We start from the raw sequence: 26,407 nt of genomic DNA, 5'->3' as shown, positions 1-26,407 counted from the left end.
TGTCCTCACGCTTCCAGAAACGGCGCCGCCACCTCCGGCCGGACGCGCAGCAACCGGCCGGTAGCGCGCTCCAGCAGCGCCCAGGTGGTCACCGCCTCCACCTTCACGCGGCCGTCCGCGCCGGTGAAGCGGACGTGGCGGTCGAAGCGCGCGCCCTTCGGCGGCTCCGGCACCCAGGTCTCGCCGGTCACCGTCTCGCCGGCGGCGACGTTGCCGCGATAGTCGATCGCGTGGCGGGTGACGACCCAGACGAACGCGTCGACCTGTTCGGGCGGGGCGACCGCCTGCCAGTGCGCGACCGCGATGTCCTGGATCCAGCGCACCCAGACTGCATTGTTGACATGGCCCAGTTCGTCGATGTCCTCGGGCACGGCGGTGATCGTCAGCGTGAAGCGCGCGCTCATTCCTGCCTCCTGCGCCACCAGCGGAAGCCCCCGAATACCAGACCCAGTACCACCGCCGCCAGTGCCACCCACAGCCATTGCCGCCCGTGCGGGCGATAGCGGCCGAGCAGTTCGGCGATGCCGGTCCCGAAGACGTAGCCGAGGCCGGTGAACAGGATCGCCCACAGCACCGCCGCCGCGGCGTTGAGCCACAGGAAGGTGCGGGTCGGCACGTGACTGGTCCCGATCGCGATCGGGCTGACCGTGCGCAGGCCGTAGAGGAAGCGGAAGGCGAAGATGAAGCCGATCGGATGGCGTTCCAGCGTGTCGAGCGCTCGGGCGAAGGCGGGCTTCGCCTGCGCCCGCTGCACCCAGCGATGGTTGCGGAACCGCCGCCCCGCCGCGAAGAAGCACTGGTCGGCGACGAACGACCCCGCCGCGGCGGCCAGCGCCGCGCCGGGCAGCGACAGCATCCCCTCATGCGCGAACAGGCCGCCGGCGAGCACCATCGTCTCGCCCTCGATCCCCGCCCCTAGGAAGATCGCGGCAAGGCCATAGTCGCCGATGAGCGACTCGATCGTCACGCGATCAGGACTCGATCCCCAGCTGCCACAGCACGAAGGCATGCTCCTCCGCCGCCTCGCGCAGGCTCTCGAACCGGCCGGACTTGCCGCCATGGCCGGCGCCCATGTTGGTCTTGAGCAGCAGGATGTTGTCGTCGGTCTTCATCCGGCGCAGCTTCGCCGCCCATTTCGCCGGCTCCCAATAGGTGACGCGTGGATCGTTGAGGCCGCCCGAGATGAACATCGGCGGATAGGCCTGCGCGACGACATTGTCGTACGGGCTGTACGAGCAGATCAGGTCGAACGCCGCCTTGTCCTCGATCGGATTGCCCCATTCGGGCCATTCGCCCGGCGTCAGCGGCAGATCGGCGTCGAGCATCGTGTTGAGCACGTCGACGAACGGCACGTCGGCGATCACCGCGCCCCACAATCCGGGGTCGGAATTGACGATCGCGCCCATCAGCTCGCCACCCGCCGAGCGGCCCGCGGTGGCGATCCGCCCGGCGCTGGTCCAGCCGCCGTCGATCAGCCCCTTCGCGACGTCGACGAAATCGTTGAACGTGTTGGTGCGCTTGGCGAGCTTGCCGTCGTGATACCATTGCTGGCCGAGGTCGTCGCCGCCGCGGATATGCGCGATGGCATAGGCGAAGCCGCGGTCGAGCAGCGACAGCCGCCCGGTCGAGAAGCCCGGCGGGATCGCATAGCCGTAGGCGCCATAGGCGTAGAGGAACACAGGCTGCGATCCGTCGCGCCTGAACCCCGCCGGATAGACGATCGACACCGGGACCTCGGTGCCGTCGCGCGCGGTGATCCTGAGCCGTTCGGTGGCATAGCCGGCGGCGTCATAGCCGGCCGGGATCTCCTGCACCTTCAGCACGGTCAGATCGCCGGTGGCGACGTCGTAATCATAGACCGTGCCGGGGGTCACCATCGATTCATAGCCGAGGCGCAGCGTGTCGACCGCATATTCGGGATTGTCGCCCAACCCCGCGGCATAGCTCGCCTCCGGAAAGGTGATGCGCTGCGGTACGGTCGGCGCGTCGTAGCGGTGGATCGCGATCTGATCGAGGCCGTCGAGCCGCCCCTCGACAACGAAGAAGTCGCGATAGCATTCGACCCCCGTCATGTAGAAATGCGGGTCCGCCGGGATCAGCTCGCGCCAGTCGCCGGGCGCGTCGACGCTCGCGGTGCACAGGCGCCACATCGGATCGGTGTCGTTGGTGTGGATGAACAACGTGCCGTCATGCGCATCGACGTCATATTCGCGGCCCTCCTTGCGGGGCGCGACCAGGATCGGCTCGGCGAAGGGATCGTTGGCGGGCAGCAGCCGCACCTCGCTGGTGACGTGGTCGCCGGTGCCGATCACCAGCCACTGCCGGTCGCTCGTCTCGGCGACCGCGACGCGATAGCCCTCGTCCTCCTCGTGGAACAGCTCGACGTCCTCGCTCACCGGCGTGCCGAGCCGGTGGAAGCGCGCATTGTCGGTCCGCCACTGGTCGTTGGCGAGGCCGTAGAGGAAGCCGGCATCGTCGCCGGTCCAGACGATCTCGGACAGCATGCCCGGGATCACCTCGGGCAGGTGCTCGCCCGTGTCGAGGTCCTTGACCCGCACCTCGAACCGCTCGGCACCGCTGTCGTCGATCGCATAGGCGAGGTAGCGCGCGTTGTTGCTGATCGCGAAGGCACCGAGCCGGAAATATTCCTTGCCCGCCGCCAGCGCCGGCTCGTCGAGCAGCAGCTGGTCGTCGCCCCCCGCAACCGGCCTGCGCCACCATTTGCGATATTGCCCGCCGGTCTCGAACGCGGTCCAGTAGACCCAGTCGCCGTCCTTCTGCGGCACGGAGGATTCGTCCTCCTTGATCCGCGCCTTCATCTCTTTGTAGAGCCGGTCGACCAGCGGCTGGTGCGGCGCCATCACGTCCGTGAAATAGGCGTTCTCCGCCTCCAGATAGGCCAGCACGTCCGCATCGCCCACCTCGGGATAGTCGGGGTCCTTCAGCCACGCATAGGGATCCTCGATCGTCGTTCCGTGCAGGGTGAAGCTGTGCGGGCGGGTGGCGGCGACGGGCGGGGTGAGATCGGTCATCCGCCCGCCTTAGCCGCCCGCATGGCGGTCGTCATGCCTTCTCGGGCATCACGCAACCAACGGGAAGCACGAGGACGGTTGAACCGCCGCGATGCTGCGGCCATGGCGGGACAGGGACGACAGGGAGACACGAGGACATGGCCGGCGGACTGGTCGCACTGCTCGACGATATCGCGGCGATGGCGAAGCTCGCCGCCGCCAGCCTGGACGACGTGGCGGGCGCCGCGGGCCGCGCCGGCGCCAAGGCGGCGGGGGTCGTCATTGACGACACCGCGGTGACGCCGACCTATGTCGTCGGCCTCAGCCCGGCGCGCGAACTGCCGATCATCTGGAAGATCGCGCGCGGATCGCTGCGCAACAAGCTGCTGTTCCTGCTGCCCGCCGCGCTCGCGCTCAGCGCCTTCGCGCCATGGCTCATCACGCCGATCCTGATGCTGGGCGGTGCCTTCCTCTGCTTCGAGGCGGCGGAAAAGATCATCGGCGCGATCACCGGCCACGGCCATGGCGAGGAAGCCGCCGCGGTCACTGATCCGCAGGAGCTGGAGGACCGCCAGGTGTCGGGCGCGATCCGCACCGACCTGATCCTGTCGGGCGAGATCATGGCGATCGCGCTCGGCGAACTCGCCGACCAGAGCCTCGTCAACCAGGCGATCGCGCTCGCCATTGTCGGCCTCGCGATCACCGCCGGCGTCTATGGCGTCGTCGCGCTGATCGTGAAGATGGACGACATCGGCCTGCACCTCGCGCGCAAGCCGGGCGCCGGATCGCAGGCGTTCGGCCGCGGCCTCGTCGCCGCGATGCCGAAGGTGCTGCAGGCGCTGTCGCTGATCGGCACCGCCGCGATGGTCTGGGTCGGCGGCGGCATCATCGTCCACGGCATGGAATCCTTCGGCCTCGGCGCGATCCCCCATGCGATCCACGGCGCCGCCGAGGGCGCGGCGCATGCGATCGGCGTGCTGCCGGGCATGGTGAACTGGGTCGTGACCGCAATCGGATCGGGCATCATCGGCCTGATCGTCGGCAGCGTCATCGCCGGCGCGCTCCACCTGCGGCCGAAAAAGAAGCACTGATACCCACGCCTCTCCGGCAGGGGGAGGTGGCACCGCTCGAGCGATGACGGAGGGTGCCGGGGCGCCCCCTCCCCGTCTACCCCCTGTCCTCCCACGGCCCCCTGTGCCACGGTCGCGCCAGCCATCGACCGACACGGACCCGTTTCATGACCGACCATTCCGCCCGCCTCGCCGCGCTTCGCGCCGAACTTGCCCGCATGCAGCTGGATGGCTTCGTCGTCCCGCTGACCGACGAACATATGAGCGAATATGTCGGCGCCTATGCGCAGCGGCTCGGCTGGTTGACCGGCTTCGGCGGGTCAGCCGGCACCGCGGCGGTGCTGCGCGACCGGGCGGCGATCTTCACGGACGGCCGCTACACGCTGCAGGTGCGCGAACAGGTGTCCGCAAACGACTGGGCCTATGTCCCGGTGCCGCAGGATAGCGTCACCGGCTGGCTCGCTGCCCATGCCGCCGCAGGCCAGCGCATCGGCTACGACCCGTGGCTGCACACCGGCGGCTGGGTGAAGGACACCGCCGCAGCGCTCGCCGATCGCGGCGCGACGCTGGTCCCGGTCGCGGCCAATCCGATCAATGCGATCTGGACCGACCGCCCGGCGCCGTCGGACGCGATGCTCACTGTCCACGACGACGCCCATGCCGGCCGGTCGTCGGCCGCCAAGCGCGCCGAGATCGCCGACTGGCTGGCGGCGCAGGAAGCCGATGCGGTCGTCCTCACCGCGCTCGATTCGATCGCCTGGGCGCTCAACGTGCGCGGTGGCGACGTCGCGCACACGCCGGTCGCGCTTTCCTATGCGATCGTCGGCAGCGACGGCACCACCGACCTGTTCGTCGCGCCGGAGAAGATCGACGACAGGGTGCGCCAGCACCTCGGCAACGCCGTCCGCCTGCACGACCGCGCCGGCTTCGCCGCGGCGCTCGCGGGCTATGCCGGCAAGCGCGTCGCCGCCGACCCGGAACGCGCCGTCGCCGCGATCTTCGATGCGCTCGCCACCGGCGGCGCGCGGGTGCTCGCCGTCCGCGATCCCGTCGTGCTCGCCAAGGCGCTGAAGAACCCCGCCGAAATCAACGGCCACCGCGCCGCCTCGATCCGCGACGGAGCCGCGCTGAGTCGCTTTCTGCGCTGGGTGGAGATGCAATGCCCGAAGGGCGGCGAGACCGAACTGTCCGCCGCCGCCCGACTTCTGGCGTTCCGCGAGGATACCGGCTGCCTGCTCGACACCTCGTTCGACACGATCTCGGCGACCGGCGCGCATGGCGCCAGCCCGCATTATCACGTCACCGAGGAATCGAACGCGCCGATCCTGCCCGGCCAGCTGTTCCTGATCGATTCGGGCGGGCAATATGCCGACGGCACCACCGACGTCACCCGCGTCATGCCGATCGGCGCGCCGAGCGACGAGATGCGCGACCGCTTCACCCGCGTGCTGCAGGGCCATATCGCCATCGCCACCGCGATCTTCCCCGACGGCACCTGCGGCGCGCAGATCGACGGCTTCGCCCGCCGGCCGCTGTGGGCGGCGGGGCTCGATTTCGCGCATGGCACCGGCCACGGCATCGGCAGCTATCTGTCGGTGCACGAAGGGCCGCAGCGGATCGCCGCGCCCAATTACCCCGGCGGCGCCGCGCTGGAGCCGCTGCGCGCCGGCATGATGCTGTCCAACGAGCCGGGCTATTACAAGGCCGGCGACTACGGCATCCGCATCGAGAACCTGCTGCTGACCGTGCCGGTCGAGGTACCGGGCGGCGACCCCGATCGCGCGATGCTGGGATTCGAGACGCTGACCCTCGCACCGATCGAGCGCGATCTGATCGATACGGCCCTATTGACGGACACCGAGCTGGCGTGGCTCAATACCTATCACGCCAGGGTCGCCGCAACGATCGGCCCGGTGCTCGAAGGGGATGACAGGGCATGGCTCGAATCAAAATGTTCGGCGATGGGGTGATCGCGGTCGGCGCGGTGATCGGGCTATTCTCGCTCGGCTCCGCCGTCTCCTACGTCGCTGCCAGCGGCATCGTCGCGGTCGGCATGATGGTCGGCGCCCTGCCCTGATTCGCCCCGCGGCACGGCCGCCCCGGCCCGCGCCTGCGCCTTGCGGCGATGCAGGTTGGCCCGCAGCTGCGCGGCCAGCCGGGCGGCGCGTTCGTCCTTGTCACTCATGCCGTTCTGCCTAAACCCCCGCGTCAACGCTTGACAATGCGGCCGCGGTCGTCTCTAGGCGCGCTTCGCTCGAAAGGGCAGTGCTGCCGTAGCTCAGTGGTAGAGCGCATCCTTGGTAAGGCTGAGGTCGTGAGTTCAATCCTCACCGGCAGCACCATTTTCTTTCTCCATGACCTGACCGACAGACGGCCGCTCCCGACCGGGGGCGGTCCACCGGCGAGGGGCTCACGCGCCCCTCTCGTCGCCTTCGGTCAGTTCGACGATTTCGAACTGATAGCTCCGCCAGCCGCGTTGCACCGCCGCCTCGGCGGCCGCGGCCTGTTTGCCGGTCGCGTCCTTGCGGGACGTGGCATGCCCCCAGAACACGTCCGTCCTGCCGTTCTGCAGGGTCGCGACGATGCGCCAGAAATGGGTGAACGGGGCATGGGTGGGCCCGATCGTCTTGACATAGCCGTCGGCCATCACCGCGGTCAGGTAGCGTTTCTTCTTCGCCATCGCCCCGCCCTAGCCTGAATCCGCACCGGCGGTCAGCCGCGTCGCGACCCGGTTCAGCCTTTCGCCGCCACCGCGGCGAGCTCCTCGAGATCGAGGTCGTGTTCGAGGTCGTGGAGCGTCTCGTCGTCGATGCGGCCGGTCCGGTGCAGGCGGACGAGCGCGTGGCGGCCCGCCGTCACCGCCGCGATAATCACGTCGAAATGGCTGGCGATCGCCGCATGGCGTTCCTCCGGGGTGCCGTCGAACGCATCCGCCGCGGTCGCGCGCGTCCGGTAGCGCCGCAGCAGCTGCGGGTGGATGACCTGGCCCCCCGCATCGATCGCCTGCGCCTCGACGACGCGCAGCTGCGCCTGGAACATCAGCGTCTCGGCGGCGTGCAGGTCGAGCGGCGGCCGCGCGCCGGCGTCCTCGGGCGGCGTCACCCGGCGGATGACCCAGCCCAGCGACATCCCCTGCACCAGCACGGTGACGAGGATCACGACGAAGGCGGTGACGAGCATCATGTCGCGCGCGGGCATCGTCTCGGGCAGCGACAGCGCGACCGCCAGCGTCACCACGCCGCGCATCCCGGCCCAGCTCATCACCAGCGCGGCACGCGCGCCGAGCGGCTGCTGCCGGGTCCAGCCGATGCGGCGGACGGCAGCGAAGCCCGCATCGACGCCGAAGATCCACAGGAACCGCGCGACGACGACGGTCAGGACGATCAGCAGCACCGGCTCCGCCATCGTGTCCACCACCACGCCGATCCCGCCGACGCGGTCGAGCAGGCTGCGCAGCGACAGGCCGATGAGCAGGAAGACGGCGGCTTCCAGCAGGAACACGAGCACCTGCCAGAACGCCAGCGCCCGGATGCGCACGCTCGCGCTGAAGACGACGTGCTGGTACCAGCCGCAGGTCAGGCCCGCGGTGACCACGGCGATGACGCCGGAGACATGGAGCAACTCGCCCGCGATATAGGCGCTCCAGCAGACCAGCACGGTCGCCGCGATCATCACCGTATCGTCGCCGAGGCGGCGGAGCAGCAACACCCACAGGCCGCCGATCGCGGCGCCGACCGCGATGCCGCCGGCGACCAGCAGGACGAAGGTGCCGGTCGCCGCGCCCAGGCTGAAGCCGCCGGTCAGCGTCGCCGCGACCGCGAACCGGAACAGGACCAGTCCCGCAGCGTCGTTCAACAGGCTCTCGCCCTCCAGCAGCGTGGTCAGCCGCCGTGGCAGCCTGACCCGTTGCAGCACGGCGCGGGCCGAGACCGCGTCGGGCGGCGACAGGATCGCCCCCAGCGCGACGCAGGCCGCCCAGGGCAGTCCGGGGACGAGCAGCCGCGTCACGATCGCCACGCATGCGGTGGTGAAGAAGACCGCGCCGACCGCGAGCGACAGGATACCCGCCATATGACGCCGGAACGGCGCGATGGCGGTGAACCACGCGCCATCCATCAACAGGGGCGGCAGGAACAGGACGAGGACCAGCTCGGGATCGATCGCGATCCCCTGCACGCCCGGGACGAAGGCGACCGCGCACCCGCCGACGATCAGCGCCGCGGCTGGCGGCAGCGACAGGCGCCGGGCGAGATAGTGGAGCGCGAGTACCACCAGCACCATGCCGATAATCAGTTCGAAGTTCGCCGCCGGATGCACGAAGCCTCCTGTCCCGCTCGCCGGTGCCCGCTGTGCCGGCTGCCCCGGATGCCGTCAATGCGATCCCCGCGCCGCCCGCCCGGCGAGGATCACGGGGCGTGTCCGGCGCACGCGCCTATCCCACTGATGAACCGACGATATTTTGCGCGACCCCGGGCCGTTGTCGGGCTGGCGCGTTCACGTCGCATGACCAGCACCAATCCGCCGCTCCTGATCGTCGAAGACGAGATGTTCATCCGGATGATCGCCGTCGATGCGCTGGAGGACCGGGGGTTCGCCATCGTCGAGGCCGGCGATGCGCGCGAGGCGCTGGCCATCCTCGAACGGACGCCCGAGATCGCCCTGATCTTCACCGACATCAACATGCCCGGCGACATCGACGGGCTCGATCTGGCGACGGAGGTGGCCGCGCGCTGGCCGCATATCGAGATCATCGTCACGTCGGGCGGCGTCCGCCTCGGCGCGGCGGAGGTCCCCGATTCCGGCCGGTTCCTCGCCAAGCCCTATTCGATCGACCACCTCGTCACCCTCGTGCGCGAGCAGCTGGCGCGCCGGCAGGGCTGACGGTCGGTCCGGACTGCTGGAGCGCCCGCTCCCGCGGCGTCACGCCTCGCCGTTGCGCATCCGTCGGTGCAGATAGCCGTCGTCGAACCCGGCGATCCTGACGAGCTTCGCCGGATCGCTGACCTCGAGGCTGCCGCGGTTCAGCGTCATCGCGCCGGCGACGCGCAGCTCCTTCAGCACGCGGTTGATGTGCACGCTGGTCATGCCGAGCGAATCCGCCAGCAGGATCTGCGACAGCGGTAACGGCAGCGGCGCTTCCCCGGCCATCGAGTGGCGCGAGCGCAGATAGAGTTCGCACATCAGGTGGGCGACCCGCTCGATGCTGGTGCGCCGCCCCATGCTGGTGATCCACGCACGCATGGTGCCCTCATCGACGAGCTGCGCGATATACATGGCGCGCGCCACCGCGGGCCGTCGCGCCATCAGCGTGTCCATGTCGGTCCGGTCGATCATCGCCACGCGGGCGGGCGTGATCGTCTGGATGCTGTGATCCATCTCGGCCAGCAGCCCGATGTGAAGATCACAGGCGTCGCCCGGCATGAGGAACGCCAGTACCTGCCGCGCGCCGCTCGGCAAGACCTTGTAGCGACACGCCCATCCCTCGATCATGACGAAGACGGGGCCGGGCCGATCGCCCTCGCGGATGAGATCGTGCCGCGCCTTTACGATGCGCGGTCGCGCGGTGAGGGCAAGCAACCCCGCCACATCTTCCTCATCAAGCGCGGTATATTCGCGGAGTTTCTCGACGAAGCGATTGGTCATGATCCTTTATCTCACATGAACCCAATCGGTAATATTGCTCAATGTTATAGTCTTATATTGATTTGGATGGAGGTGCGCGGCCGCAAAGCTGCTACACGGGAGCATCGTCGGCCATGATTCAGGGCTCCGACGGCTGCGAGGGGCTGGGAACTCGCGCCTGATCGCAGCGGATATGGACCCGATGACCAGCGCCGACAGAGAGCCCCTCCCGGTCGCCACGCCGGACGCCCCGGATGCGCATGGCCAGGCGGCGATGTTGCTGGTCGAGAGCCTGATCCACAGCCTCGTCGCACGCGCGGTCATCACCGTCGGCGACGCGATCGAGATCGTCACCGTCGCGATGGATGCGAAGGTCGAGATCGCCGTCGATGCCGGCGCCGTCGACGACAGTCGGGACAGGTCGCTCGCGCTCCTGTCGTCCGTCCGCGCCAGCCTGGGCATGCAGGCCGCCGACTGACGTCGCGCGGCAACCGCCGGGCTACATCAGTCGAGCTGGCGCTGCACGGCGAAGACGTTTTCCAGCACGGTCACGACCGTCGTATAGCCATGGTCGCTGAGGGCGATGAGGCGCCCCTGCCGCTCGATCAGGTCAGCCCCCTCCAGCGCCGCCACCCAGCGCTGCCGGACCGCGAGCGATGCGTGCCCGGTCAATCCGATCTGTTCGACGCCGAGATAGCGACCGGCCTCCTCGGCGAGATAGATTTCGAGCAGGATGGTCATCGGCGATGTCGCGGCAAAGCCGTGGGGCAGCACGGCGTGCACCACGCCGGCCGCGGCGAGCATCCGTTCCGCGAGCTTCGTGGTCGTCGTCGTGCCGACCACGCGGGCCGGACCATCGGGTGCGATCAACGTGCGCGACATAGCCTATCTCCACATTCGACAATGAAGAGTGTTAAAGAGGAAAAGGCAAGCGTGTTGATGGCCTTAGCATGCTTGCAGAACCGGCCCGGTCATGGTGTTCTGCCATATGCCGCTCCGCAATCTCAGCCCCGTCCAGCGACTGCGCGAGCATCTCGAGGACGCGCTCGCCGAAGCGGATGCGATCGAGGAAGCGCTGGTCGCGGCGCTGATCTGCGATGCGCTGGATATGCTCGACCGACAGGCGCTCGCGCAGCCCGATCAGGGGTGATCGCGCGCGCGCGGTCGGGCCGGCGCGCCTGCGGGCGGGCGGGGCCGGAACCGATCGGAGCGAATTTCATTTTCCCGTCACAACAGGGGAAAGAGAGATCATGGTGCGTATCCTGCCGTCGATGCTGGCCATCGCGACCGCGACGCTCGTCGCCACGCCTGCATCGGCGCAGATCTTCGTCGACGTCTTCGCCGGTCGGTCCATGCCCGAAAACACATCCGCCACGGTCCGCGCCGACGAGGCGCGGGTGAACGAGACGGTCGTCCCCGCCCAATTGCGGATCGATATCGAAACGCTGCGGCCGACGCATTCGACGATCTTCGGCGGTCGCATCGGCTATTGGTCGGGCGCCGTCGGTCTGGCGGTCGATGCCTCGACGCTCGATCCCGACGTTAGGCGGCAGACCATCCGCGCCACCGGCAACCTCCGGTTCGACGATGCGGTGTTCGGCGAGCGCGTCGTCATCGATCCGGGCCGGTCGGTGGCGGTCGACATCCCGCGTATCACCGTGCCGACCACCGCGACCTTCGCCGCGCTCGCGATGCTGCGCCTGCCGCCCGGGCCCGGGACGCGGGTGACGCCCTATGCCTTCGCCGGCCCGGTCTATCTGGTGACGGACACCGACATCAGCGGCGACTGGGGCCTGCGCGCGGGCGCCGGGCTGCGTATCCCGGTGTCGCGCAGCGTCTCGCTGTTCGGCGAATATCGCTACACCAACGTGGCGGCAAGCGCAGTCGCCGGGCGGATCGGCGGGGAAGCGATGGGCGTCCGCGGTTCCACCGGCGACATCCGCGTCGACCTCGACGTCCGCAACCATAGCGCCGTCGGCGGCATCGGCTTCAGCTTCTAACCGCCGCCGGAAGCCGCCGGAATCAGGGAACGCCGGATCATCCCGCTATTCCGGCAACCGTCAGGATGCGGTTTCTCCAAACGCTCCCCTGTCGCCCGATGCACGAAGCGTCCTATACAAACCGGGGAAGACACCGGGGTGGGCGAATGACGGCGGCAATCGTGCTTCTGATGGGCTGGGTCACGCTGGCGGTCGCCGGCGACACGCCGATCGGCCGCTTTGTGCATCGCATGCTGGTGGCATGGCCCGCCGCGACGCTGAACCGCCTCGATCCCGCGCACATCGCCCTCGCCATCGTCGTGACGGTGCTGATCGTCGTGGACCTCACCGCGGGCGACGCCGACCCGATCCGCATGGTCGCCCTGTTTGCCCCGGAAATCACCCTGTGGCTCGCCAGCGTCGAATTGGGTGCGATCGTCGAGGCCGCGGTCGCCCTGGCGGCGGTGGCATCCGCCGTGCGCCGGGCCGGGCTTGCCGCGACGCTCGCGGCCAGGTTGCCGCGCCTGCCGCGACACCCGAAGAACAAGGCCAATCGCGCCCGGAGGGGCCCACGCCCCGGCCGCACACCGCCCGCCAACGACGATGAGGACGGCGCGGCCTTCGCCCTGGCCAGCTGAGCCGACCACGCGCGCCGACGGCCGCCACGGGCCCCGGATGTCGCATCGCCCTAGCCGACGATCTCCGGCGTCCCGGTCCCCGCCTGCCGTTCGAACAGCCGGCGGTAGTGGCCGTCCGTCGCGAGCAGCAGCGCATCGTGCGGGCCGTCCTCGACGATCCGGCCCTCCGCGAAGACCAGGATGCGATCGAGCGCGCGCACCGTCGACAGGCGGTGGGCGATGACGATCGCGGTGCGGCCGACGATCAGCCGCTCCATCGCCTGCTGGATCGCCGCCTCGCTTTCGGAATCGAGGCTGGAGGTCGCCTCGTCGAGGATCAGGATCGGCGCATCGACCAGAAAGGCGCGCGCGATCGCCACCCGCTGGCGTTCGCCGCCGGACAGCTTCACGCCGCGCTCGCCGACCGGCGTGCGATAGCCCTTCGGCAGGGCGGCGATGAAATCGTGCGCGTTGGCGAGCCGGGCGGCCCGCTCGATCTCCTCCTGCGTCGCGCCGGGGCGACCATAGCCGATGTTCTCGGCGAGCGTGCGGTGGAACAGCACCGGCTCCTGCGGCACGATCGCGACCTGCCGGCGCAGCGACCCTTGCGTCGCCGACGCCACGTCCTGCCCGTCGATCGTCACGCGTCCGCCGTCCACGTCGTACAGGCGCTGGATCAGCTTGACGAAGCTGGTCTTGCCCGATCCCGACGGCCCGACCAGCCCGACGCGCTGCCCGGACGGAATGGCGACGGACAGATGCGCGTAGAGCGGGCGGTCCTGCCCGGCATAGCGAAAGGTCACGTCCTCGAAGCGGATCGCGCCCGCGGTGATCGCGATGGCGCGCGCATCGGCGCGATCGGCGACGCCCGGCGGTTCGTCGTGGAGCGCGACCAGCTCCTCCATCTCGTTCACCGCCCGCTGCAGCTGGTGGACATATTGGCCGATGTCGCGAAGATAGCCGTTCAGCACCAGATAGCTGGTGACGACATAGGCCATGTCGCCCGCGCTCGCCTGCCCGCGCGACCACAGCCACAGGGCGGCGCCGGTCGCGACGATGCGGATCAGCCACAGCAGCGCGAGCTGTCCCGATCCCGCCCAGGTGAAGGCCATCCAGGTGCGCAGCGTGCGCCGGCGCCATTTGGCGACGACGCGGGCCAGCAGCGCCTCCTCGCGCGCCTCGCCACCGAACGCCTTGACCACGGCGTTGGTCCCGATCGCATCGGCCAGCACCCCGCCCATCGTCGTGTCCCACCGGTTCGACAGGCGCGCGATCGGCGCCAGCACGCGCGTCGCCAGCACGACCGTCAGCGCGACATAGGCGAGCGCGCCCGCCCCCATCACCAGCCCCAGCAGCGGCCAGTGCAGCGCCAGCAGGACGACCGTTCCGACCAGCACCGTCAGCGCCGGCAACAGCGACAGCAGCAGCACATCGTTGAGCGTGTCGAGCGCCCACATACCCCGCGTGATCCGCCGGACGGTGGAGCCGGAAAAGGCGTTGGCGTGCCAGTCGGCGGAAAGCCGCTGGACGCGCGCGAACGCCTCCTGTGTCACGTCGCGCATCATGTTCAGCGTCAGCGGCGTGATCGCCCACCAGCCGAGGTGGCGCAGCACCACCATCGCCCCGCCCAGCGCGGCGATGGCGGCAAAGGCGCGCCAGGCCATCGCCGGATTGCCGCCGCCGACGGCGTCGATCATCCGGCCGGCGTAAAGCGGCACGAACACCTCGGTCAGCGTGGCGAGCAGCATCGCCGCGGCACAGGCGGCGGCCAGCCACGGCGCTCGCCCCCACAGGCGCAGGGTGAAGGCCAGCACCTTGCGCAATACGGAGGCGCGGGGAAACAGGTCCTCGTCGTCGGGAGTGTCGTCGATCATGGCAAGCGTGTCCGCACGTCGACGTGCGGTCCTCGTATCAGCGATGGCAGGCGTCGGTCCGGTGCGGGACCGGAGGCGTCAGTGGCGCAGGGTCCCGCCGACGGCGGCTGCGCCACGGGCAAGCCGGTGGATGGGCCGCAGGGTGGCCCCGCGGATGGGCATGGTGCGATCGATCATCTGGCCCTCCCTTTCCGTGAGTCGCTGGACGTCCCGCCCATAGCCGATTGCGCCGCCGAAAACCACCCGTCAGGCCGGCGCCACCGTCCTGCCCGTCAGCACCATGCCGATCGATGCGCCGACGACGAGCGCGACGGCGAACCATTGCACGCCGGTCAGGATCTCGCCCAGCACGCTCGCGCCGATGATCGCGCCGACCGCCGGCTCGATGCTCAGCAGCACGCCCAGCGTGCTGGCGGGAATGGCCTTCAACGCGACCATCTCGAGCGAATAGGGGATGGCGCTCGACAGCAGGGCGGCGACGAGGCCCATGGCGATCCACCCCGGCGTCAGCAGCGCCGCGCCCGCCTGATGGATGCCGATCGGGACGACGACGAGCGCGGCCGACACCATGCCGAGCGCGACGGTCTGGCCGGATGGCAGATGCGCGGTCCGCTGGCCGAGCAGGATGTAGAGCGCCCAGCACAGCGCCGCCGCGAGTGCGAACAGGATGCCGGTGAGATCGAGCGCATGGTCGGTCGGGCGCCACGGCAGCAGCAGGAGCAGCCCCGCCACCGCCAGTCCGATCATCGCGAACTGGAGCGGCCGGCGCGAATGGAGCAGCGACACGGTCAGCGGGCCAAGGAATTCGATCGCGATGGCAAGGCCGAGCGGCGTGGTCCGCAACGCCAGGTAGAAGCACAGGTTCATCGTGCCAAGCGCGACGCCATAAGGGACGATCCGCAGCAGGTCGCGCCGATCCAGCGGCGTCCGCCACGGCCGCATGACGGCGAGCAGGATCAGCGCCGCAAAGCCGACGCGATAGGCCGTCGTGCCCTCCGCACCGACCAGCGGGAAGAGCGACTTGGCGAACGAGGTGCCGAGGCAGAAGGTCAGGATCGCCCCGAGCAGCGCGGCATAGGGGAGGATGCGATGGCCCGCGAGGTACTGCGTCGCGGCGGCGGTGGTTGGTACGGTCATGCCGCCAGCATAACGGCAGGGTCGCGACGGCGGGCGGCGGGTTCTGGCGTCCCGCGCCCGAATCCGTCATCATCGCGCCCATCATGACGGAAAGCGCCGACCTCGATATCTTCGACCATCGCATCATCGCGTCGGTACGACGCAACACCCTCGAACCCGCGCGGACGATCGCCGGGCGCGTCGGCCTGTCCGAAAGCGCGGTGCTCCGCCGCCTCCGCCGCCTGCGCGCGACCGGCGTCATCGTCGCCGACGTCGCGGTGATCGATCCGGCACGGTTGCGGCCGACGATCACGATCCACGTGCTGGTCGAGCTGCACCAGAGCAATTTGCGCGCCGAGCAGGCGTTTGCGCAGAAGATGCAGCGGCAACCCGAGGTGGTCGCCGCGTGGAACGTCACCGGGCGCACCGACTTCCTGCTGATCGTCGCGGTCGCCTCGATCGAGGACTATCAGCGCTTTTCGGACGAGATCCTCGCCGCGGACGACGACGTGCGGATGTTCGAAACGCTGGTCAGCCTGCGCGAGATCGTCCGCTTCGACCCGCTGCGCGCGGACCGGCTGGTCTGAGGACGCCGCATCCCGCCCCGACATGGTCAGGCCATCGCCGCGGACGGACCGATACGCTCGGCGAGAAAGTCGACGAACACCCGTACCCGCGCCGGCATCGTCGAACCGCCGACGAACAGCGCATGGAGTGGCTCGCGGTCCTGCGGATTGTACGCCTCCAGCAGCGGCACCAGCCGCCCGTCGGCGAGGTCGTCCGCCACCGCGAACCGCCCGACGCGTGCGATCCCGACGCCGGCGCGGGCGAGTTGCGCCAGCGATTCGCCGTTGTTCGCCTCGATCGATCCCGTCACCGCCAGCGCCCGGTCGCGCCCGTCCTCGCGGAACGGCCAGCCGGGTTCGGCGCGGCGGAAATTGAAGCTGAGGCAATTGTGGCCGAGCAGGTCGTCGGGCACCCGCGGCGTGCCGTGCCGGTCGAGATAAGCGGCGGAGGCAACCACCACCCGCCCCGTCTCGCCCAGCTTGCGCGCGGTCAGCGGACTGTCGGCGAGCTGGCCGAAACGGATCGCGACATCCGCCTGCCCGCCGAGCACATCGACGATCCGGTCCGACAAATTGAGGTCGACGAGGATGCCCGGATAGCGCGCGGTGAAGTTCCCGAGCAGCGGCACGATATAGAGCCGCCCGTGCGCCAGCGACGCGGTGACGCGCAGCCGGCCGCGCGGGCTTGCCTGATCGGCGATACTGCCCTCCACCTCCGCCAGGTCGGCGAGGATGCGGCGCGCGGCGCGCAGATAGGCCTCGCCCTCGCCGGTCAGCGCCAGAGCGCGGGTGGTACGGACCAGCAGCCGCACGCCCAGTCGCGCCTCGATCCGCGCAACGATGCGGCTGACCGCCGACGGCGTCAGCCCCAGCGCCCGTGCCGCCGCCGACAGGCTGCCCTCGGCCACGACGCTGGCGAACACCACCATTTCTCCCGATCGACCACCGACGTCCATCTGTTCCTCCGGGGCAAAGCTGCTGGTCCCATTCTGCGGCTACCCGGTGGACGCGCAAGCCATCATCTCGGCGCAGGCAACAAAGGATCGTCCGTCATGCGCCTCAACCTCCCCCTGCTCGCGCTCGCCATCGGCGCGTTCGGCATCGGCGTGACCGAATTCGCGCCGATGGGGATGCTGCCCGGGATCGCGACCGACCTCGGCGTGTCGATCCCCGCCGCCGGGCTGCTGGTCAGCGCCTATGCGATGGGCGTGCTGATCGGCGCGCCGCTGATGACGCTCACCACGGCGCGGATCGACCGGCGGACCTTGCTGGTCGGACTGATGGGCATCTTCACGCTCGGCAATGCGCTGTCGGCGCTGGCCGACGGCTATTGGACGCTGATGATCGCGCGGGTCGTCACCTCGTTCAACCATGGCGCCTTCTTCGGCGTCGGATCGGTGGTGGCGGCCAGCCTCGTCCCAGCCGACAGGCGGGCCGGCGCGGTCGCGGCGATGTTCACCGGGCTGACCGTGGCGACGATCGGCGGGGTGCCGCTCGCGACCTGGGCGGGCGAGGTGCTCGGCTGGCGTACCGCCTTCGCCGGGATCGCCGGTGTCGGCGCTGTGGCGATGCTGTCGCTGCGGCTGGCGCTGCCGTCGCTGCCGGTCATGCAAGACAGCGACATGCGCGCCGAACTGCGCGTGCTGACGCGCGCGCCGGTGCTGGCGGCGCTGGCGCTGACCGTCGTCGGGGCGAGCGCGATGTTCACCGTCTTCACCTATATCGTGCCGATCCTGCGTGACGAGACGCAGGCCTCGACCGGCTTCGTCACCGCCATGCTGGTGCTGTACGGGATCGGGCTGACGATCGGGAACACGCTGGGCGGACGGCTCGCCGACCGGTCGATCGAACGGACGCTGGTCGGCAGCTTCGCGACGCTCGCCGCGGTGCTGGTGGTGTTCGCGGGGGTCATGCACTGGCCGCTCCCCGCCGCCGCCGCGATCCTGATCTGGGGCATCGCCAGCTTTGCGATCGTGCCGCCGCTCCAGATGCGGGTGATGGAAGCCGCCGCCGACGCGCCCAACCTCGCCTCGGCGATGAACATCGGCGCGTTCAACCTCGGCAATGCGATCGGTGCGGCGCTGGGCGGCGGGGTGATCGGCGCGGGACTGGGTCTGCCGGCGGTTTCGCTGGCTGGCGCGGCGATGGCGGGGGCGGCGCTGGTCATGCTGTTGGCGGTCGGACGCCGCCGCCGGCCGGACGCCTGCCCCGCCTGACGCCGATCAGCGCCAGCCCAGCGCCGGCGCGACGTGCCGCAGCAGCCCCTCGATCAGATGCGCGTTATACTCGACGCCCAGCTGGTTCGGCACCGTCAGCAGCAGCGTATCCGCCTCCGCGATCGCTTCGTCGCCGCGCAGCTGCTCGATCAGCGCCTCGGGCTCGTCGGCATAGGAGCGCCCGAACACCGCGCGCATATTGTCGATGATGCCGATCTGGTCGCTGCTGTCGCCACGGCCGAAATAGGCGCGATCCCGGTCGTCGAGGATCGGGAAGATCGACCGCGACACCGACACCCGCGGGGTGCGCGCATGGCCCGCCGCCTGCCATGCGGCGCGATAGGCGCGGATCTGCTTCGCCTGCTGGATGTGGAAGGGTTCGCCGCTCTCGTCCGCCTTCAGCGTCGAGCTCTGCAGGTTCATCCCCAGCCGCGCCGCCCATTCCGCGGTCGCATTGTTGGCCGATCCCCACCAGATCCGGTCGCGCAACCCCGCGGCGAACGGCTCCAGCCGCAGCAGCCCGGGCGGGTTGGGAAACATCGGGCGTGGATTGGGCTGCGCGAAGCCCTCGCCCTTGAGCAGGTCGAGGAAGATTTCGGCATGCCGGCGGCCCATGTCGGCATCGCTCTGCCCCGCGGCGGGGACGAAGCCGAAATGGCGCCAGCCGTCGATCACCTGTTCGGGCGATCCGCGGCTGAGCCCCAGCTGCAGCCGGCCGCCGCCGATCAGGTCGGCCGCGCCGGCATCCTCGACCATGTAGAAGGGGTTCTCGTAGCGCATGTCGATGACGCCGGTTCCGATCTCGATCCGGCTGGTCTTCGCGCCGACCGCGGCGAGCAGCGGAAACGGCGAGGCGAGCTGGCGCGCGAAATGGTGGACGCGGAAATAGGCGCCGTCCGCGCCCAGTTCCTCGGCGGCAACCGCGAGGTCGATCGACTGGAGCAGCACGTCCGCGGCCGAGCGCGTCGCCGATCCGGCAGTGTCGGACCAATGGCCGAACGAAAGGAAACCGATGCTCTTCATGGTGATGCCGATCCCGAATGTTACCGGATAGCTGGCGCGGACCGGCACGCCCCGCAAGGCCGCGGTCGGAATGGCAGCGTTTCCGCCGCTGCACCGGTCGACCCGTTTCGCCCCCGGGTTGCGTATTAGCCGCATAAAGCCCATCTATGGCGTTCACCGGTCGCATATCGACGTTTGGCGCGCCTCGCCGCGCGCCGCCGCCCTTCCCTGCCTCTCTCCTTCCGCTGACGAGGTTCCCGATGTCCAGCGACGCCACATTCTTCCGCAAGCAGGCCGATCAGGAGCGCAGCAACGCGTCCGAAGCGAGCCTCGACAATGTCCGCGACCGTTGCGAGCGTGCCGCACGTTCATGGGAAGCGATGGCGGCCCGCGCAGAGCGGACCGAGGCGATGCGTGACCAGCGCGCCGCCGCCACCCGCGCCGCAAGTGCGCTGGCGACGGTCAACGACGGGGCGTGATCCACGGCCGCGTCACGCCGCTGCGGGGGGCAGCGGCGGCGCATGAGACCTTGACCCGCGGCGCGACCTTCCTCGCCGCGCTCGCCGAGCGTCCGGTCATCGCCGGGGGCTGGCCGGAGGGGCGGCAGGCCCGCGTGCGTGCGCGCTTCCTCGCCAATTGCCTGCGCGAACTCGATCGTTTCCTGCACGGGCTGCTCGACGAACTGGGCGCGTCGGCGGGCCATGTCGTGCGCGAGGACCAGCGTAACACCGCCAACAAGCTGCGCGCCTATGGCGTGCCGGTGGCGGGCCCGGTCACCACCGGCGGCGTGTTGGTGTCGGCGGACGAGGCGCGGCTGCGCGCGCTCGGCCGGTCGAGCGCCTGCCTGATCCATTGCAACGGCTGGGTGCGGCGTCCCGACGTCGCCGGCGGCGATACGATGACGGTCGGCTGGCGCGAGGCGTCCGGCCCCGCGCTCGCCCGCTATCCGCTCGGCACGCGGCTGGTGCCGGGCACGGCGGAGATCGTCGACGTCTGCGGCTTCTACGACCGGCTCGGCCATCGGCTGCTGCTCACCCCGCCGGCCGGGGCGGCTTAGGAACGGCTCAGCCGCGCGGCCCCAGCAGCGTCCGCATCGCGCGCGCCGCCTCGTCCCAGACGACGTCATGCTCTCTGCACCAGTTGTCGTCATAATAGGTGCAGGCGTAGCGGTCGCCGCCGTCGCACAGCAGGGTGACGATGCTGCCCGTCTCCCCTGCCGCCGCCATGTCGGCGACGATCCGCGCGCAGGCCTGCAGGTTGGTGCCGGTCGATCCGCCGACGGTGCGGCCCAGCACCTCCGACAGCGCGCGCATCGCGCCAAGACTGTCCGCATCCTCGACGGCGATCATCCGGTCGATCACCGACGGTACGAAGCTCGGCTCGAGCTGCGCCCGCCCGATCCCCTCGACCCGCGACGCGCAGCCGTCGGGCAAGGCGGTGACGCCGCGATCGGCGAAGTGGCGGTGGAAGACGGAGTTCACCGGATCGGCGACGCACAGGCGGGTCGCATGCCGCTGATAGCGGATGAACCGCCCGATCGTCGCCGAGGTGCCGCCGGTGCCCGCGCCGCAGACGATCCAGCGCGGGATCGGATGTTCCTCATGCGCCATCTGCGCGAAGATGCTCTCGGCGATATTGTTGTTGCCGCGCCAGTCCGTCGCCCGCTCGGCATAGGTGAACTGGTCCATGTAATGCCCGCCCGTCTCCGCGGCGAGGCGATGCGCGGCGGCATAGACGGTGCGCGGATCGTCGACCGCATGGATTTCACCGCCGTGGAAGCGGATCGCGTCCAGCTTCGGCGCCGCGGTCCGCGCCGGCACCACCGCGATGAAGCGCAGCCCGAGCATCCGCGCGAAATAGGCCTCGCTCACCGCGGTCGATCCCGACGACGCCTCGATCACCACCGTATCCGGCCCGATCCAGGCGTTGCACAGCGCATAGAGGAACAGCGAGCGCGCCAGCCGGTGCTTCAGGCTGCCGGTCGGATGCGAACTCTCGTCCTTGAGGTACAGGGTGATGCCGGGAAACCGGGGCAGTTCCAGCCGGATCAGATGCGTGTCCGCCGAGCGGTTGTAATCCGCCTCGATCCGCCGCACCGCCTCGGCATGCCACTGGCGATCGGTGGCGGGGGCTATCGGGGCGCGAGGGATATCCTGGATCATGGCCGCCCCCTACACCGGGAGCCACATCCGCAACACCTGCGTCGAAGGCATTGGCGCCGTCCCCGCACCCGGCTTTAGCCGCATCCACCATTTCTTGTGTCGCACCCGCGGCACCACGCCCTACATTCCGTCGATGATCAGGACTTTCCAACCATGACCCGCCCGTCGTTCGGCGTGCAGGTGTTCGTCGGCATGGCGATCGGCCTCGCGCTCGGCTTCGTCGCGCGCAACTATGCGATCGCCGGCCTCGCCGACGGGCTGAAGATCGTCGGCGACATGTTCGTCCAGCTGCTCAAGGCGCTGGTCGTGCCGCTGGTGTTCACCGCGATCGTCGCCTCGATCGCGGCGCTGCGCGATCTCAACAACGCCGCGCGGCTGGTCGCGGGCACCTTCATCTGGTTCGGGATCAGCGCGCTGATCGCGGTGTCGATCGGGCTGGCGCTCGGCACGATCCTGCAACCCGGCGCGCATGCCGGGGTCAGCGCCGCCGCCGCGGTGCGGCCGGACACGGCGGGGTCATGGCTCGACTTCCTGCGCGGGCTGGTGCCGGTCAACATCCTCGGGCTGGAGGCGTCGACGCGGCTCACCGACGGCGCGGCGAAGACCAGCCTGTCGTTCAACGTGCTCCAGCTGATCGTCGCCGCGGTCGCGATCGGCGTCGCCGCGGTCCGCACCGGCGAGGCGGGCGCCCCCTTCCTCGCCTTCAACGCCTCCGCGCTCGCGATCTTCCGCCGCATCCTGCGCTGGGTGGTGCGGCTCACCCCGATCGGCACCGGCGCGCTGCTCGGCAGCGCCGTCGTCCGCTACGGCTGGCAGTCGCTGTCGGCGCTCGGCACCTTCGCGATCGCCATCTATATCGGCCTCGCGCTCGTCCTGTTCGTCGTCTATCCGCTGCTGCTGCTCGCCAACGGCATGAGCCCGCGGCGTTTCTTCGCCGCCGCCTGGCCTGCGATCCAGCTCGGCTTCGTCTCGCGCTCGTCGATCGCGACGCTGCCGGTCACCGAACAGGTCGTCGAACACGGCCTCGGCGTGCCGCGCAGCTACGCCGCCTTCGCCGTCCCCTTCGCCGCGACCACCAAGATGGACGGTTGTGCCGCCATCTATCCCGCGATCGCCGCGCTGTTCGTCGCGCAATATTACGGCATCCCGCTGCACGGCACCGATTACCTGCTGATCGTGCTGGTGTCCGTGCTCGGCTCGGCGGCGACCGCCGGCCTCACCGGCGCGCTGGTGATGCTGACGCTGACGCTCTCGACGCTCGGCCTGCCGCTGGAGGGCGCCGGCCTGCTGCTCGCGATCGATCCGATCCTCGACATGGGCCGCACCGCGGTCAACGTCGCCGGCCAGGCGCTGATCCCCGCGATCGTCGCCAAGCGGCAGGGGCTGGTCGCCGAACCGGCAGCGGCGGAGCCCGTCCTCGCCTGATCGCTGCCCCTCCCCGCGCGGGGAGGGGATGGCATCACCCCATCGTCAGCGGCGCGAAGCGGGCGACCTGCCGGCCGATCAGCCCGAGCTGCTCGACCACCGCGGGGTCGCTCGCGCCGCCCTCGGCATCGAATTTGGTGACCTGTGTGTTGATCGCCGCGGCGAACGGCGTCGGCCAGCCGCGCAGCGCGTGGACGATCGAGCGCAGCGCCGCGATCGTCGATCCGGTCGCCTGCCAGCCATAGGCGGTCGCGATCAGCCCGACCGGCACGTCGGCGAGGTACGGCCGCGCGTCGCGGGCGGTTTCTTCCAGCAGGTCGAGCGCGTTCTTGACCACGCCCGAGATGCTGCCGTGATAGCCGGGGCTGGCGATGATGACCGCCGACGCCGTGCGCACCGCTTCGACGAAGGCCTGTTCGTCGGGCGTCCGCGTCGTCGCCTTGGGATCGTAGAGCGGCAGCCGCGCCATGTCGGCCCCGCCGAACATGCGGGTGCGGAACCCCTCGCGCTCGGCGGCATCCAGCGCGATGCGCAGCGCGCGCTCGGTCGAGGACACACCGCCGATCGTGCCGCCGATACCGACGACCAGGGGCGCGACGGGGGACGATGCGGCGGGGGAGGAAGCGTTCAGTTCAGCGGCCATACACCGGCGATAGCGTCATGCAGGCGCGCACGCCAGCCGCTGGCGTTCGGCGAACCGCCGCGGTAAACCACAGGACGATCACGCACGCACTTGCGCCAGCTGTTTTAGGATTGTAATACACCCCATGGCTGACCGCTGGGACGAGCCGATGCGTCACGAACCCGTCGATACCAACCGCCGCACCCCGATCGGCCAGCGCTACCAGCTGGACGACGATGCGTCCGCGCGCCGCGACCGGCCCTACGATCGCGACGACCGGCTGAGCGGGCGCTTCGACGCCTTCGTCGACGACGACGATGGTCCCGGCGGCGCCGTGGGGGGCGAACCGCCGCGCCGTCCCCGCAACATCGGCCGCTGGGTGCTGCGCGGGATCGCCGCGGGCATCGTCCTGCTGGTGCTCGCGATCGGCTGGCTCGCGGTCACCGCGCCCTTGAGCAAGTCGCTCCAGCCGCCGACCCCGCCCTCGATCACGCTGACCGCGGACGACGGCACGCCGATCGCCCGGCGCGGCGCGATCATCGGCGCGCCGGTCGACGCCGCGAAGCTGCCGCCGCACGTTACCGAGGCGTTCATGGCGATCGAGGACCGCCGCTTCCGCTCGCACTGGGGCATCGATCCGCGCGGCATCCTGCGCGCCTTCGTCCACAATGTCGGCTCGGGCGGGGTGCGCGAGGGCGGCAGCACGATCACGCAACAGCTCGCGAAGAACGCCTTCCTCGATTCGGATCGCACCGCCGCGCGCAAGATCCGCGAGGTCATGATCGCCTTCTGGCTCGAGGCATGGCTGTCGAAGGACGAGATCCTGTCGCGCTATCTGTCGAACGTCTATTTCGGCGACAACGTCTACGGACTGCGCGCCGCGTCGAAACATTATTTCGGCCGCGAACCGGAACGGATGAACGTCGGACAGGCGGCGATGCTGGCGGGCCTCGTCAAGGCGCCCTCGCGCCTCGCGCCGACCGGCAACCTGGAGGGTGCGCGAAAGCGCGAGATGCTGGTCGTCGCCGCGATGGTCGACGCGGGCTTCCTGACGCGGGCGGAGGGCGCCGCGGTCCAGCCGCAGCGCGTGCTGCCGAGCCGCCCGACCGCTTTGCCCAGCGGCACCTATTTCGCCGACTGGGTGCTGCCCTCGGCGCGCGATCAGGCCGGCGAGATCAAGACCGAGGCGAGCGTCAGGACCACGCTCGACCGGCGCCTGCAACGGACCGCCGAACGCGTCATCCGCCAGGCGGGGCTGCGTCAGGCGCAGGCGGCGATCGTCGCGATGCACCGCGACGGCCGCGTCGTCGCGATGGTCGGCGGCAAGGATTACGGCAAGAGCCCGTTCAACCGCGCCACACAGGCGCGTCGCCAGCCCGGATCGACGTTCAAGCTGTTCGTCTATCTCGCCGCGATGCGCGCCGGCATGACCCCCGACACGATGGCCGACGACAATCCGGTCGAGATCGCCGGGTGGAAGCCCAAGAACGACGACGGCCGCTACCTCGGCCAGATTCCGCTGCGCCGTGCCTTCGCCCGGTCGTCCAACGTCGTCGCCGCGCGGCTGACGCAGGAGGTCGGCGTACGCAACGTCATCAAGGCGGCCCGCGACCTCGGCATCTCCACCCCGATCCCGAACGAGGCCACGATCGGCCTCGGCACTGCGGAGGTGTCGTTGCTCGAACTGACCGCCGCTTATGCCGGCGTCGCCAACGGCACCTATCCGGTCCAGCCGCGCGGCCTCGAGGAAACGCAGGCAAACAAGAGCTGGTATCAGTCGCTGACCGGCGGCAGCCGCAAGATGCCCGACGACATCCGCGAAAAGATGCTCGACCTGCTGTCGTCGTCGTTGCGCGGCACCGGGCGCGAGGCGGTGCTGACCACCGACGCCTATGGCAAGACCGGCACGTCGCAGGCGAACCGCGACGCCTGGTTCATCGGCTTCGCGGGCGACCTCGTCGTCGGCGTCTGGGTCGGCAACGACGACAGCTCGCCCAACCCCGGGCTCCACGGCGGCGGCATCCCCGCGCAGATCTGGCGCAATTTCATGGTGTCCGCACTCAACATCGCCCCCGTCGCCGCGCCGGTGGTGGTCGAGGAGAATGCGATGGACCCCGAGGCGTTCGACAATGGCGAGATGATCGAGGACCCGGTCGGCGAGGTGATCCCCGAGGTCGAGGGCGCGCTCGACGGCTTCGGGCTGCAGATGAAGATGGGCCGCGACGGCAGCATCAGCATCGCTCCCGGCGGCGGCCGCGACCGCCGCCCGCCGCCCCCCGAACCCGCCGCCCGCGATCGCCGCGAGGGTGGCGACGACGGCGACGAGGGCGCGTTCTAGGCAAGCGTCGCCACCTCGGCCTAGACTGCCCTCCGCATGACACGATCGTGGAAAAAGGCAGGGGGAGAGGCAGATGCGGTTCGATGCGACGCGGGCTCTGATCGTCTACGCGGGCGGGCTGACGCTCGCGGCGGGATGGATGCTGGTGACGGGCGCGGCGGCGCCGACGCGGGTCGACACGCTCGACGTTCGAAGGATCAACCTGCGCGAGTCGGACGGCACGATCCGCATGGTGATCGCCGCGCGCGACCGCTTCCCCGGCTTCATCGTCCGCCGACGCGAACAGCCGCATCCGGGCCGCACCGATGCCGCCGGCATGCTGTTCTACAACGACGAGGGCACCGAGAATGGCGGGCTGATCTTCGGTGGGCGCGCGGTCGCGGGTCGGCCGGCCGCCTTCGGGCATCTGAGCTTCGACCAGTATGAACAGGATCAGGTCGTCGCGCTCGACCAGAGCGAGGCGGACGGCCGTCGCAGCGCCGGCCTGCGCATATCGGACCGGCCCGATGCGGCGCTCGACGTCGCGGCGATCCGTCGGCTCGACACGCTGCCGCCCGCCGAACGCGAGGCGGCGATCGGGCGGATGACCGCAAGTGGCGCGTTCGGCCATCCGCGCGCCTTCTTCGGCAAGGACCGCGATGGCGACGCCCTGCTCGACCTCCACGACGGCCTCGGCCGCACCCGACTGCGCCTGCGCGTCGGCAAGGCGGGAACGGGGGCGGGGGCGGCGCGGATCGAGTTCCTCGACGCCGCCGGCGCGGTGACGCGGACGATCGGCGCCTGACCG

General features: G+C 70.0%; 29 protein-coding genes and 1 tRNA gene. 17 read left to right on the top strand and 13 right to left on the bottom strand.

Translation table 11 applies throughout. From position 1 onward, the window contains the following. Positions 1–5: 5 nt before the first annotated feature. The 3 genes from AC1RTO_RS15390 to AC1RTO_RS15380 are packed head-to-tail and all read right to left on the bottom strand — an operon-like array spanning position 6 to position 3,032. Entirely contained in the window at positions 6–404 is a 399-nt protein-coding gene (locus AC1RTO_RS15390; RefSeq protein ID WP_493161684.1) for an acyl-CoA thioesterase, read from the bottom strand. Continuing rightward, positions 401–967: a DedA family protein gene (locus AC1RTO_RS15385; RefSeq protein ID WP_493161683.1), complete on the bottom strand. Its 567-nt coding sequence runs from the start codon at positions 965–967 to the stop codon at positions 401–403. The genes AC1RTO_RS15390 and AC1RTO_RS15385 overlap by 4 nt, the downstream gene beginning before the upstream one ends. A 4-nt stretch (positions 968–971) precedes the next feature. Then, positions 972–3,032, bottom strand: coding sequence for a S9 family peptidase (locus AC1RTO_RS15380; RefSeq protein WP_493161682.1), 2,061 nt, complete (start codon positions 3,030–3,032; stop codon positions 972–974). A 137-nt stretch (positions 3,033–3,169) separates the two neighbouring features. On the opposite strand from AC1RTO_RS15380, the gene AC1RTO_RS15375 reads away from it, so the two are divergent. From AC1RTO_RS15375 to AC1RTO_RS15360, 4 genes are all read left to right on the top strand, one after another. Then, positions 3,170–4,102 (top strand): DUF808 domain-containing protein, encoded by a 933-nt coding sequence (locus AC1RTO_RS15375; RefSeq protein ID WP_493161681.1) that lies wholly within the window; start codon positions 3,170–3,172, stop codon positions 4,100–4,102. 146 nt (positions 4,103–4,248) lie between these two features. Beyond that, positions 4,249–6,051, top strand: coding sequence for an aminopeptidase P family protein (locus AC1RTO_RS15370; protein ID WP_493161680.1), 1,803 nt, complete (start codon positions 4,249–4,251; stop codon positions 6,049–6,051). After that, on the top strand, positions 6,018–6,158 hold the full coding sequence (locus AC1RTO_RS15365) for a hypothetical protein (RefSeq protein ID WP_493161679.1): 141 nt from the start codon (positions 6,018–6,020) through the stop codon (positions 6,156–6,158). Before AC1RTO_RS15370 ends, AC1RTO_RS15365 begins: the two co-directional genes overlap by 34 nt. 190 nt (positions 6,159–6,348) lie before the next feature. Then, positions 6,349–6,423 (top strand) — tRNA-Thr (locus tag AC1RTO_RS15360). 68 nt (positions 6,424–6,491) lie between these two features. Here the strand turns inward: AC1RTO_RS15360 and AC1RTO_RS15355 are convergent. Together AC1RTO_RS15355 and AC1RTO_RS15350 are read right to left on the bottom strand one after the other, a co-directional pair. Continuing rightward, positions 6,492–6,761, bottom strand: coding sequence for a hypothetical protein (locus tag AC1RTO_RS15355; protein WP_493161678.1), 270 nt, complete (start codon positions 6,759–6,761; stop codon positions 6,492–6,494). A 53-nt stretch (positions 6,762–6,814) separates the two neighbouring features. After that, a complete protein-coding gene (locus AC1RTO_RS15350) occupies positions 6,815–8,398 on the bottom strand; it encodes a Na+/H+ antiporter (RefSeq protein ID WP_493161677.1) in 1,584 nt (527 codons plus the stop codon). Positions 8,399–8,584: 186 nt separating this feature from the next. Between AC1RTO_RS15350 and AC1RTO_RS15345 the strand changes: the two genes are divergently transcribed. Beyond that, positions 8,585–8,962, top strand: coding sequence for a response regulator (locus tag AC1RTO_RS15345; RefSeq protein WP_493161676.1), 378 nt, complete (start codon positions 8,585–8,587; stop codon positions 8,960–8,962). Positions 8,963–9,001: 39 nt separating this feature from the next. On the opposite strand, the gene AC1RTO_RS15340 is transcribed toward AC1RTO_RS15345, so the two are convergent. Then, the gene (locus AC1RTO_RS15340) at positions 9,002–9,724 is read right to left on the bottom strand and encodes a Crp/Fnr family transcriptional regulator (RefSeq protein ID WP_493161675.1); all 723 of its coding nucleotides are present in this window, start codon (positions 9,722–9,724) and stop codon (positions 9,002–9,004) included. Positions 9,725–9,905: 181 nt separating this feature from the next. Between AC1RTO_RS15340 and AC1RTO_RS15335 the strand changes: the two genes are divergently transcribed. Next, positions 9,906–10,181 (top strand): hypothetical protein, encoded by a 276-nt coding sequence (locus AC1RTO_RS15335; RefSeq protein WP_493161674.1) that lies wholly within the window; start codon positions 9,906–9,908, stop codon positions 10,179–10,181. Positions 10,182–10,207: 26 nt separating this feature from the next. On the opposite strand, the gene AC1RTO_RS15330 is transcribed toward AC1RTO_RS15335, so the two are convergent. After that, positions 10,208–10,585, bottom strand: coding sequence for a hypothetical protein (locus AC1RTO_RS15330; RefSeq protein ID WP_493161673.1), 378 nt, complete (start codon positions 10,583–10,585; stop codon positions 10,208–10,210). 106 nt (positions 10,586–10,691) lie between these two features. Between AC1RTO_RS15330 and AC1RTO_RS15325 the strand changes: the two genes are divergently transcribed. The 3 genes from AC1RTO_RS15325 (at position 10,692) to AC1RTO_RS15315 (ending at position 12,320) form a co-directional block, all read left to right on the top strand. Beyond that, entirely contained in the window at positions 10,692–10,853 is a 162-nt protein-coding gene (locus AC1RTO_RS15325; protein WP_493161672.1) for a hypothetical protein, read from the top strand. A 100-nt stretch (positions 10,854–10,953) separates the two neighbouring features. Then, positions 10,954–11,703 (top strand): hypothetical protein, encoded by a 750-nt coding sequence (locus tag AC1RTO_RS15320; RefSeq protein ID WP_493161671.1) that lies wholly within the window; start codon positions 10,954–10,956, stop codon positions 11,701–11,703. A 146-nt stretch (positions 11,704–11,849) separates the two neighbouring features. Further along, on the top strand, positions 11,850–12,320 hold the full coding sequence (locus AC1RTO_RS15315) for a hypothetical protein (protein ID WP_493161670.1): 471 nt from the start codon (positions 11,850–11,852) through the stop codon (positions 12,318–12,320). A gap of 50 nt (positions 12,321–12,370) precedes the next feature. Here AC1RTO_RS15315 and AC1RTO_RS15310 read toward each other — a convergent pair whose 3' ends face one another. Continuing rightward, positions 12,371–14,173, bottom strand: a complete 1,803-nt coding sequence (locus AC1RTO_RS15310; protein WP_493161669.1) for an ABC transporter ATP-binding protein — start codon at positions 14,171–14,173, stop codon at positions 12,371–12,373. Positions 14,174–14,419: 246 nt separating this feature from the next. After that, positions 14,420–15,310: an EamA family transporter gene (locus tag AC1RTO_RS15305; protein WP_493161668.1), complete on the bottom strand. Its 891-nt coding sequence runs from the start codon at positions 15,308–15,310 to the stop codon at positions 14,420–14,422. Between the two features lie 83 nt (positions 15,311–15,393). Between AC1RTO_RS15305 and AC1RTO_RS15300 the strand changes: the two genes are divergently transcribed. Continuing rightward, positions 15,394–15,876 carry an Lrp/AsnC family transcriptional regulator gene (locus tag AC1RTO_RS15300; RefSeq protein WP_493161667.1) on the top strand — a complete coding sequence of 161 codons (483 nt, stop codon included), beginning with the start codon at positions 15,394–15,396 and terminating at the stop codon, positions 15,874–15,876. Between the two features lie 26 nt (positions 15,877–15,902). Here the strand turns inward: AC1RTO_RS15300 and AC1RTO_RS15295 are convergent, their stop codons facing one another. Further along, on the bottom strand, positions 15,903–16,784 hold the full coding sequence (locus AC1RTO_RS15295; protein ID WP_493161666.1) for a LysR family transcriptional regulator: 882 nt from the start codon (positions 16,782–16,784) through the stop codon (positions 15,903–15,905). Between the two features lie 123 nt (positions 16,785–16,907). Between AC1RTO_RS15295 and AC1RTO_RS15290 the strand changes: the two genes are divergently transcribed. Next, positions 16,908–18,071 (top strand): MFS transporter, encoded by a 1,164-nt coding sequence (locus tag AC1RTO_RS15290; RefSeq protein WP_493161665.1) that lies wholly within the window; start codon positions 16,908–16,910, stop codon positions 18,069–18,071. 6 nt (positions 18,072–18,077) lie between these two features. On the opposite strand, the gene AC1RTO_RS15285 is transcribed toward AC1RTO_RS15290, so the two are convergent. Next, the gene (locus tag AC1RTO_RS15285) at positions 18,078–19,094 is read right to left on the bottom strand and encodes an LLM class flavin-dependent oxidoreductase (RefSeq protein ID WP_493161664.1); all 1,017 of its coding nucleotides are present in this window, start codon (positions 19,092–19,094) and stop codon (positions 18,078–18,080) included. A gap of 239 nt (positions 19,095–19,333) precedes the next feature. Between AC1RTO_RS15285 and AC1RTO_RS15280 the strand changes: the two genes are divergently transcribed. Further along, complete coding sequence (locus AC1RTO_RS15280) at positions 19,334–19,552, top strand: hypothetical protein (protein WP_293874013.1); 219 nt, start codon at positions 19,334–19,336, stop codon at positions 19,550–19,552. Beyond that, positions 19,549–20,130: a hypothetical protein gene (locus tag AC1RTO_RS15275; protein ID WP_493161663.1), complete on the top strand. Its 582-nt coding sequence runs from the start codon at positions 19,549–19,551 to the stop codon at positions 20,128–20,130. Before AC1RTO_RS15280 ends, AC1RTO_RS15275 begins: the two co-directional genes overlap by 4 nt. A gap of 7 nt (positions 20,131–20,137) precedes the next feature. Here the strand turns inward: AC1RTO_RS15275 and AC1RTO_RS15270 are convergent, their stop codons facing one another. Beyond that, complete coding sequence (locus tag AC1RTO_RS15270; RefSeq protein ID WP_493161662.1) at positions 20,138–21,235, bottom strand: PLP-dependent cysteine synthase family protein; 1,098 nt, start codon at positions 21,233–21,235, stop codon at positions 20,138–20,140. Here AC1RTO_RS15270 and AC1RTO_RS15265 point away from each other — a divergent pair. Together AC1RTO_RS15265 and AC1RTO_RS15260 are read left to right on the top strand one after the other, a co-directional pair. Further along, a complete protein-coding gene (locus AC1RTO_RS15265) occupies positions 21,234–21,392 on the top strand; it encodes a hypothetical protein (RefSeq protein ID WP_493161661.1) in 159 nt (52 codons plus the stop codon). The genes AC1RTO_RS15270 and AC1RTO_RS15265 overlap by 2 nt on opposite strands. Next, the gene (locus AC1RTO_RS15260) at positions 21,389–22,660 is read left to right on the top strand and encodes a dicarboxylate/amino acid:cation symporter (RefSeq protein WP_493161660.1); all 1,272 of its coding nucleotides are present in this window, start codon (positions 21,389–21,391) and stop codon (positions 22,658–22,660) included. Before AC1RTO_RS15265 ends, AC1RTO_RS15260 begins: the two co-directional genes overlap by 4 nt. Before the next feature lie 34 nt (positions 22,661–22,694). Here AC1RTO_RS15260 and AC1RTO_RS15255 read toward each other — a convergent pair whose 3' ends face one another. Next, positions 22,695–23,303, bottom strand: coding sequence for an NADPH-dependent FMN reductase (locus tag AC1RTO_RS15255; protein WP_493161659.1), 609 nt, complete (start codon positions 23,301–23,303; stop codon positions 22,695–22,697). A gap of 124 nt (positions 23,304–23,427) precedes the next feature. On the opposite strand from AC1RTO_RS15255, the gene AC1RTO_RS15250 reads away from it, so the two are divergent. Both AC1RTO_RS15250 and AC1RTO_RS15245 read left to right on the top strand, forming a co-directional pair. Then, positions 23,428–25,620 carry a transglycosylase domain-containing protein gene (locus AC1RTO_RS15250; RefSeq protein WP_493161658.1) on the top strand — a complete coding sequence of 731 codons (2,193 nt, stop codon included), beginning with the start codon at positions 23,428–23,430 and terminating at the stop codon, positions 25,618–25,620. 73 nt (positions 25,621–25,693) lie between these two features. Beyond that, positions 25,694–26,404 (top strand): hypothetical protein, encoded by a 711-nt coding sequence (locus tag AC1RTO_RS15245; RefSeq protein WP_493161657.1) that lies wholly within the window; start codon positions 25,694–25,696, stop codon positions 26,402–26,404. The last annotated feature ends 3 nt before the right edge of the window (positions 26,405–26,407 follow it).

The sequence above is a fragment of the Sphingomonas sp. GW821-FHT10F09 genome, assembly GCF_058809195.1.
This window is presented reverse-complemented; position numbering and strand designations above follow the sequence as displayed.

Coding starts and splice junctions, on each gene's coding strand:
- AC1RTO_RS15335 (WP_493161674.1), top strand. CDS start 9,906: ATGACCAGCGCCGACAGAGAGCCCCTCCCGGTCGCCACGCCGGACGCC.
- AC1RTO_RS15370 (WP_493161680.1), top strand. CDS start 4,249: ATGACCGACCATTCCGCCCGCCTCGCCGCGCTTCGCGCCGAACTTGCC.
- AC1RTO_RS15250 (WP_493161658.1), top strand. CDS start 23,428: ATGGCTGACCGCTGGGACGAGCCGATGCGTCACGAACCCGTCGATACC.
- AC1RTO_RS15320 (WP_493161671.1), top strand. CDS start 10,954: ATGGTGCGTATCCTGCCGTCGATGCTGGCCATCGCGACCGCGACGCTC.
- AC1RTO_RS15295 (WP_493161666.1), bottom strand. CDS start 16,784: ATGGTGGTGTTCGCCAGCGTCGTGGCCGAGGGCAGCCTGTCGGCGGCG.
- AC1RTO_RS15355 (WP_493161678.1), bottom strand. CDS start 6,761: ATGGCGAAGAAGAAACGCTACCTGACCGCGGTGATGGCCGACGGCTAT.
- AC1RTO_RS15300 (WP_493161667.1), top strand. CDS start 15,394: ATGACGGAAAGCGCCGACCTCGATATCTTCGACCATCGCATCATCGCG.
- AC1RTO_RS15245 (WP_493161657.1), top strand. CDS start 25,694: ATGCGGTTCGATGCGACGCGGGCTCTGATCGTCTACGCGGGCGGGCTG.
- AC1RTO_RS15290 (WP_493161665.1), top strand. CDS start 16,908: ATGCGCCTCAACCTCCCCCTGCTCGCGCTCGCCATCGGCGCGTTCGGC.
- AC1RTO_RS15340 (WP_493161675.1), bottom strand. CDS start 9,724: ATGACCAATCGCTTCGTCGAGAAACTCCGCGAATATACCGCGCTTGAT.
- AC1RTO_RS15390 (WP_493161684.1), bottom strand. CDS start 404: ATGAGCGCGCGCTTCACGCTGACGATCACCGCCGTGCCCGAGGACATC.
- AC1RTO_RS15280 (WP_293874013.1), top strand. CDS start 19,334: ATGTCCAGCGACGCCACATTCTTCCGCAAGCAGGCCGATCAGGAGCGC.
- AC1RTO_RS15330 (WP_493161673.1), bottom strand. CDS start 10,585: ATGTCGCGCACGTTGATCGCACCCGATGGTCCGGCCCGCGTGGTCGGC.
- AC1RTO_RS15305 (WP_493161668.1), bottom strand. CDS start 15,310: ATGACCGTACCAACCACCGCCGCCGCGACGCAGTACCTCGCGGGCCAT.
- AC1RTO_RS15345 (WP_493161676.1), top strand. CDS start 8,585: ATGACCAGCACCAATCCGCCGCTCCTGATCGTCGAAGACGAGATGTTC.
- AC1RTO_RS15285 (WP_493161664.1), bottom strand. CDS start 19,094: ATGAAGAGCATCGGTTTCCTTTCGTTCGGCCATTGGTCCGACACTGCC.
- AC1RTO_RS15270 (WP_493161662.1), bottom strand. CDS start 21,235: ATGATCCAGGATATCCCTCGCGCCCCGATAGCCCCCGCCACCGATCGC.
- AC1RTO_RS15365 (WP_493161679.1), top strand. CDS start 6,018: ATGGCTCGAATCAAAATGTTCGGCGATGGGGTGATCGCGGTCGGCGCG.
- AC1RTO_RS15325 (WP_493161672.1), top strand. CDS start 10,692: ATGCCGCTCCGCAATCTCAGCCCCGTCCAGCGACTGCGCGAGCATCTC.
- AC1RTO_RS15310 (WP_493161669.1), bottom strand. CDS start 14,173: ATGATCGACGACACTCCCGACGACGAGGACCTGTTTCCCCGCGCCTCC.
- AC1RTO_RS15375 (WP_493161681.1), top strand. CDS start 3,170: ATGGCCGGCGGACTGGTCGCACTGCTCGACGATATCGCGGCGATGGCG.
- AC1RTO_RS15315 (WP_493161670.1), top strand. CDS start 11,850: ATGACGGCGGCAATCGTGCTTCTGATGGGCTGGGTCACGCTGGCGGTC.
- AC1RTO_RS15255 (WP_493161659.1), bottom strand. CDS start 23,303: ATGGCCGCTGAACTGAACGCTTCCTCCCCCGCCGCATCGTCCCCCGTC.
- AC1RTO_RS15260 (WP_493161660.1), top strand. CDS start 21,389: ATGACCCGCCCGTCGTTCGGCGTGCAGGTGTTCGTCGGCATGGCGATC.
- AC1RTO_RS15380 (WP_493161682.1), bottom strand. CDS start 3,032: ATGACCGATCTCACCCCGCCCGTCGCCGCCACCCGCCCGCACAGCTTC.
- AC1RTO_RS15265 (WP_493161661.1), top strand. CDS start 21,234: ATGGCCGCCCCCTACACCGGGAGCCACATCCGCAACACCTGCGTCGAA.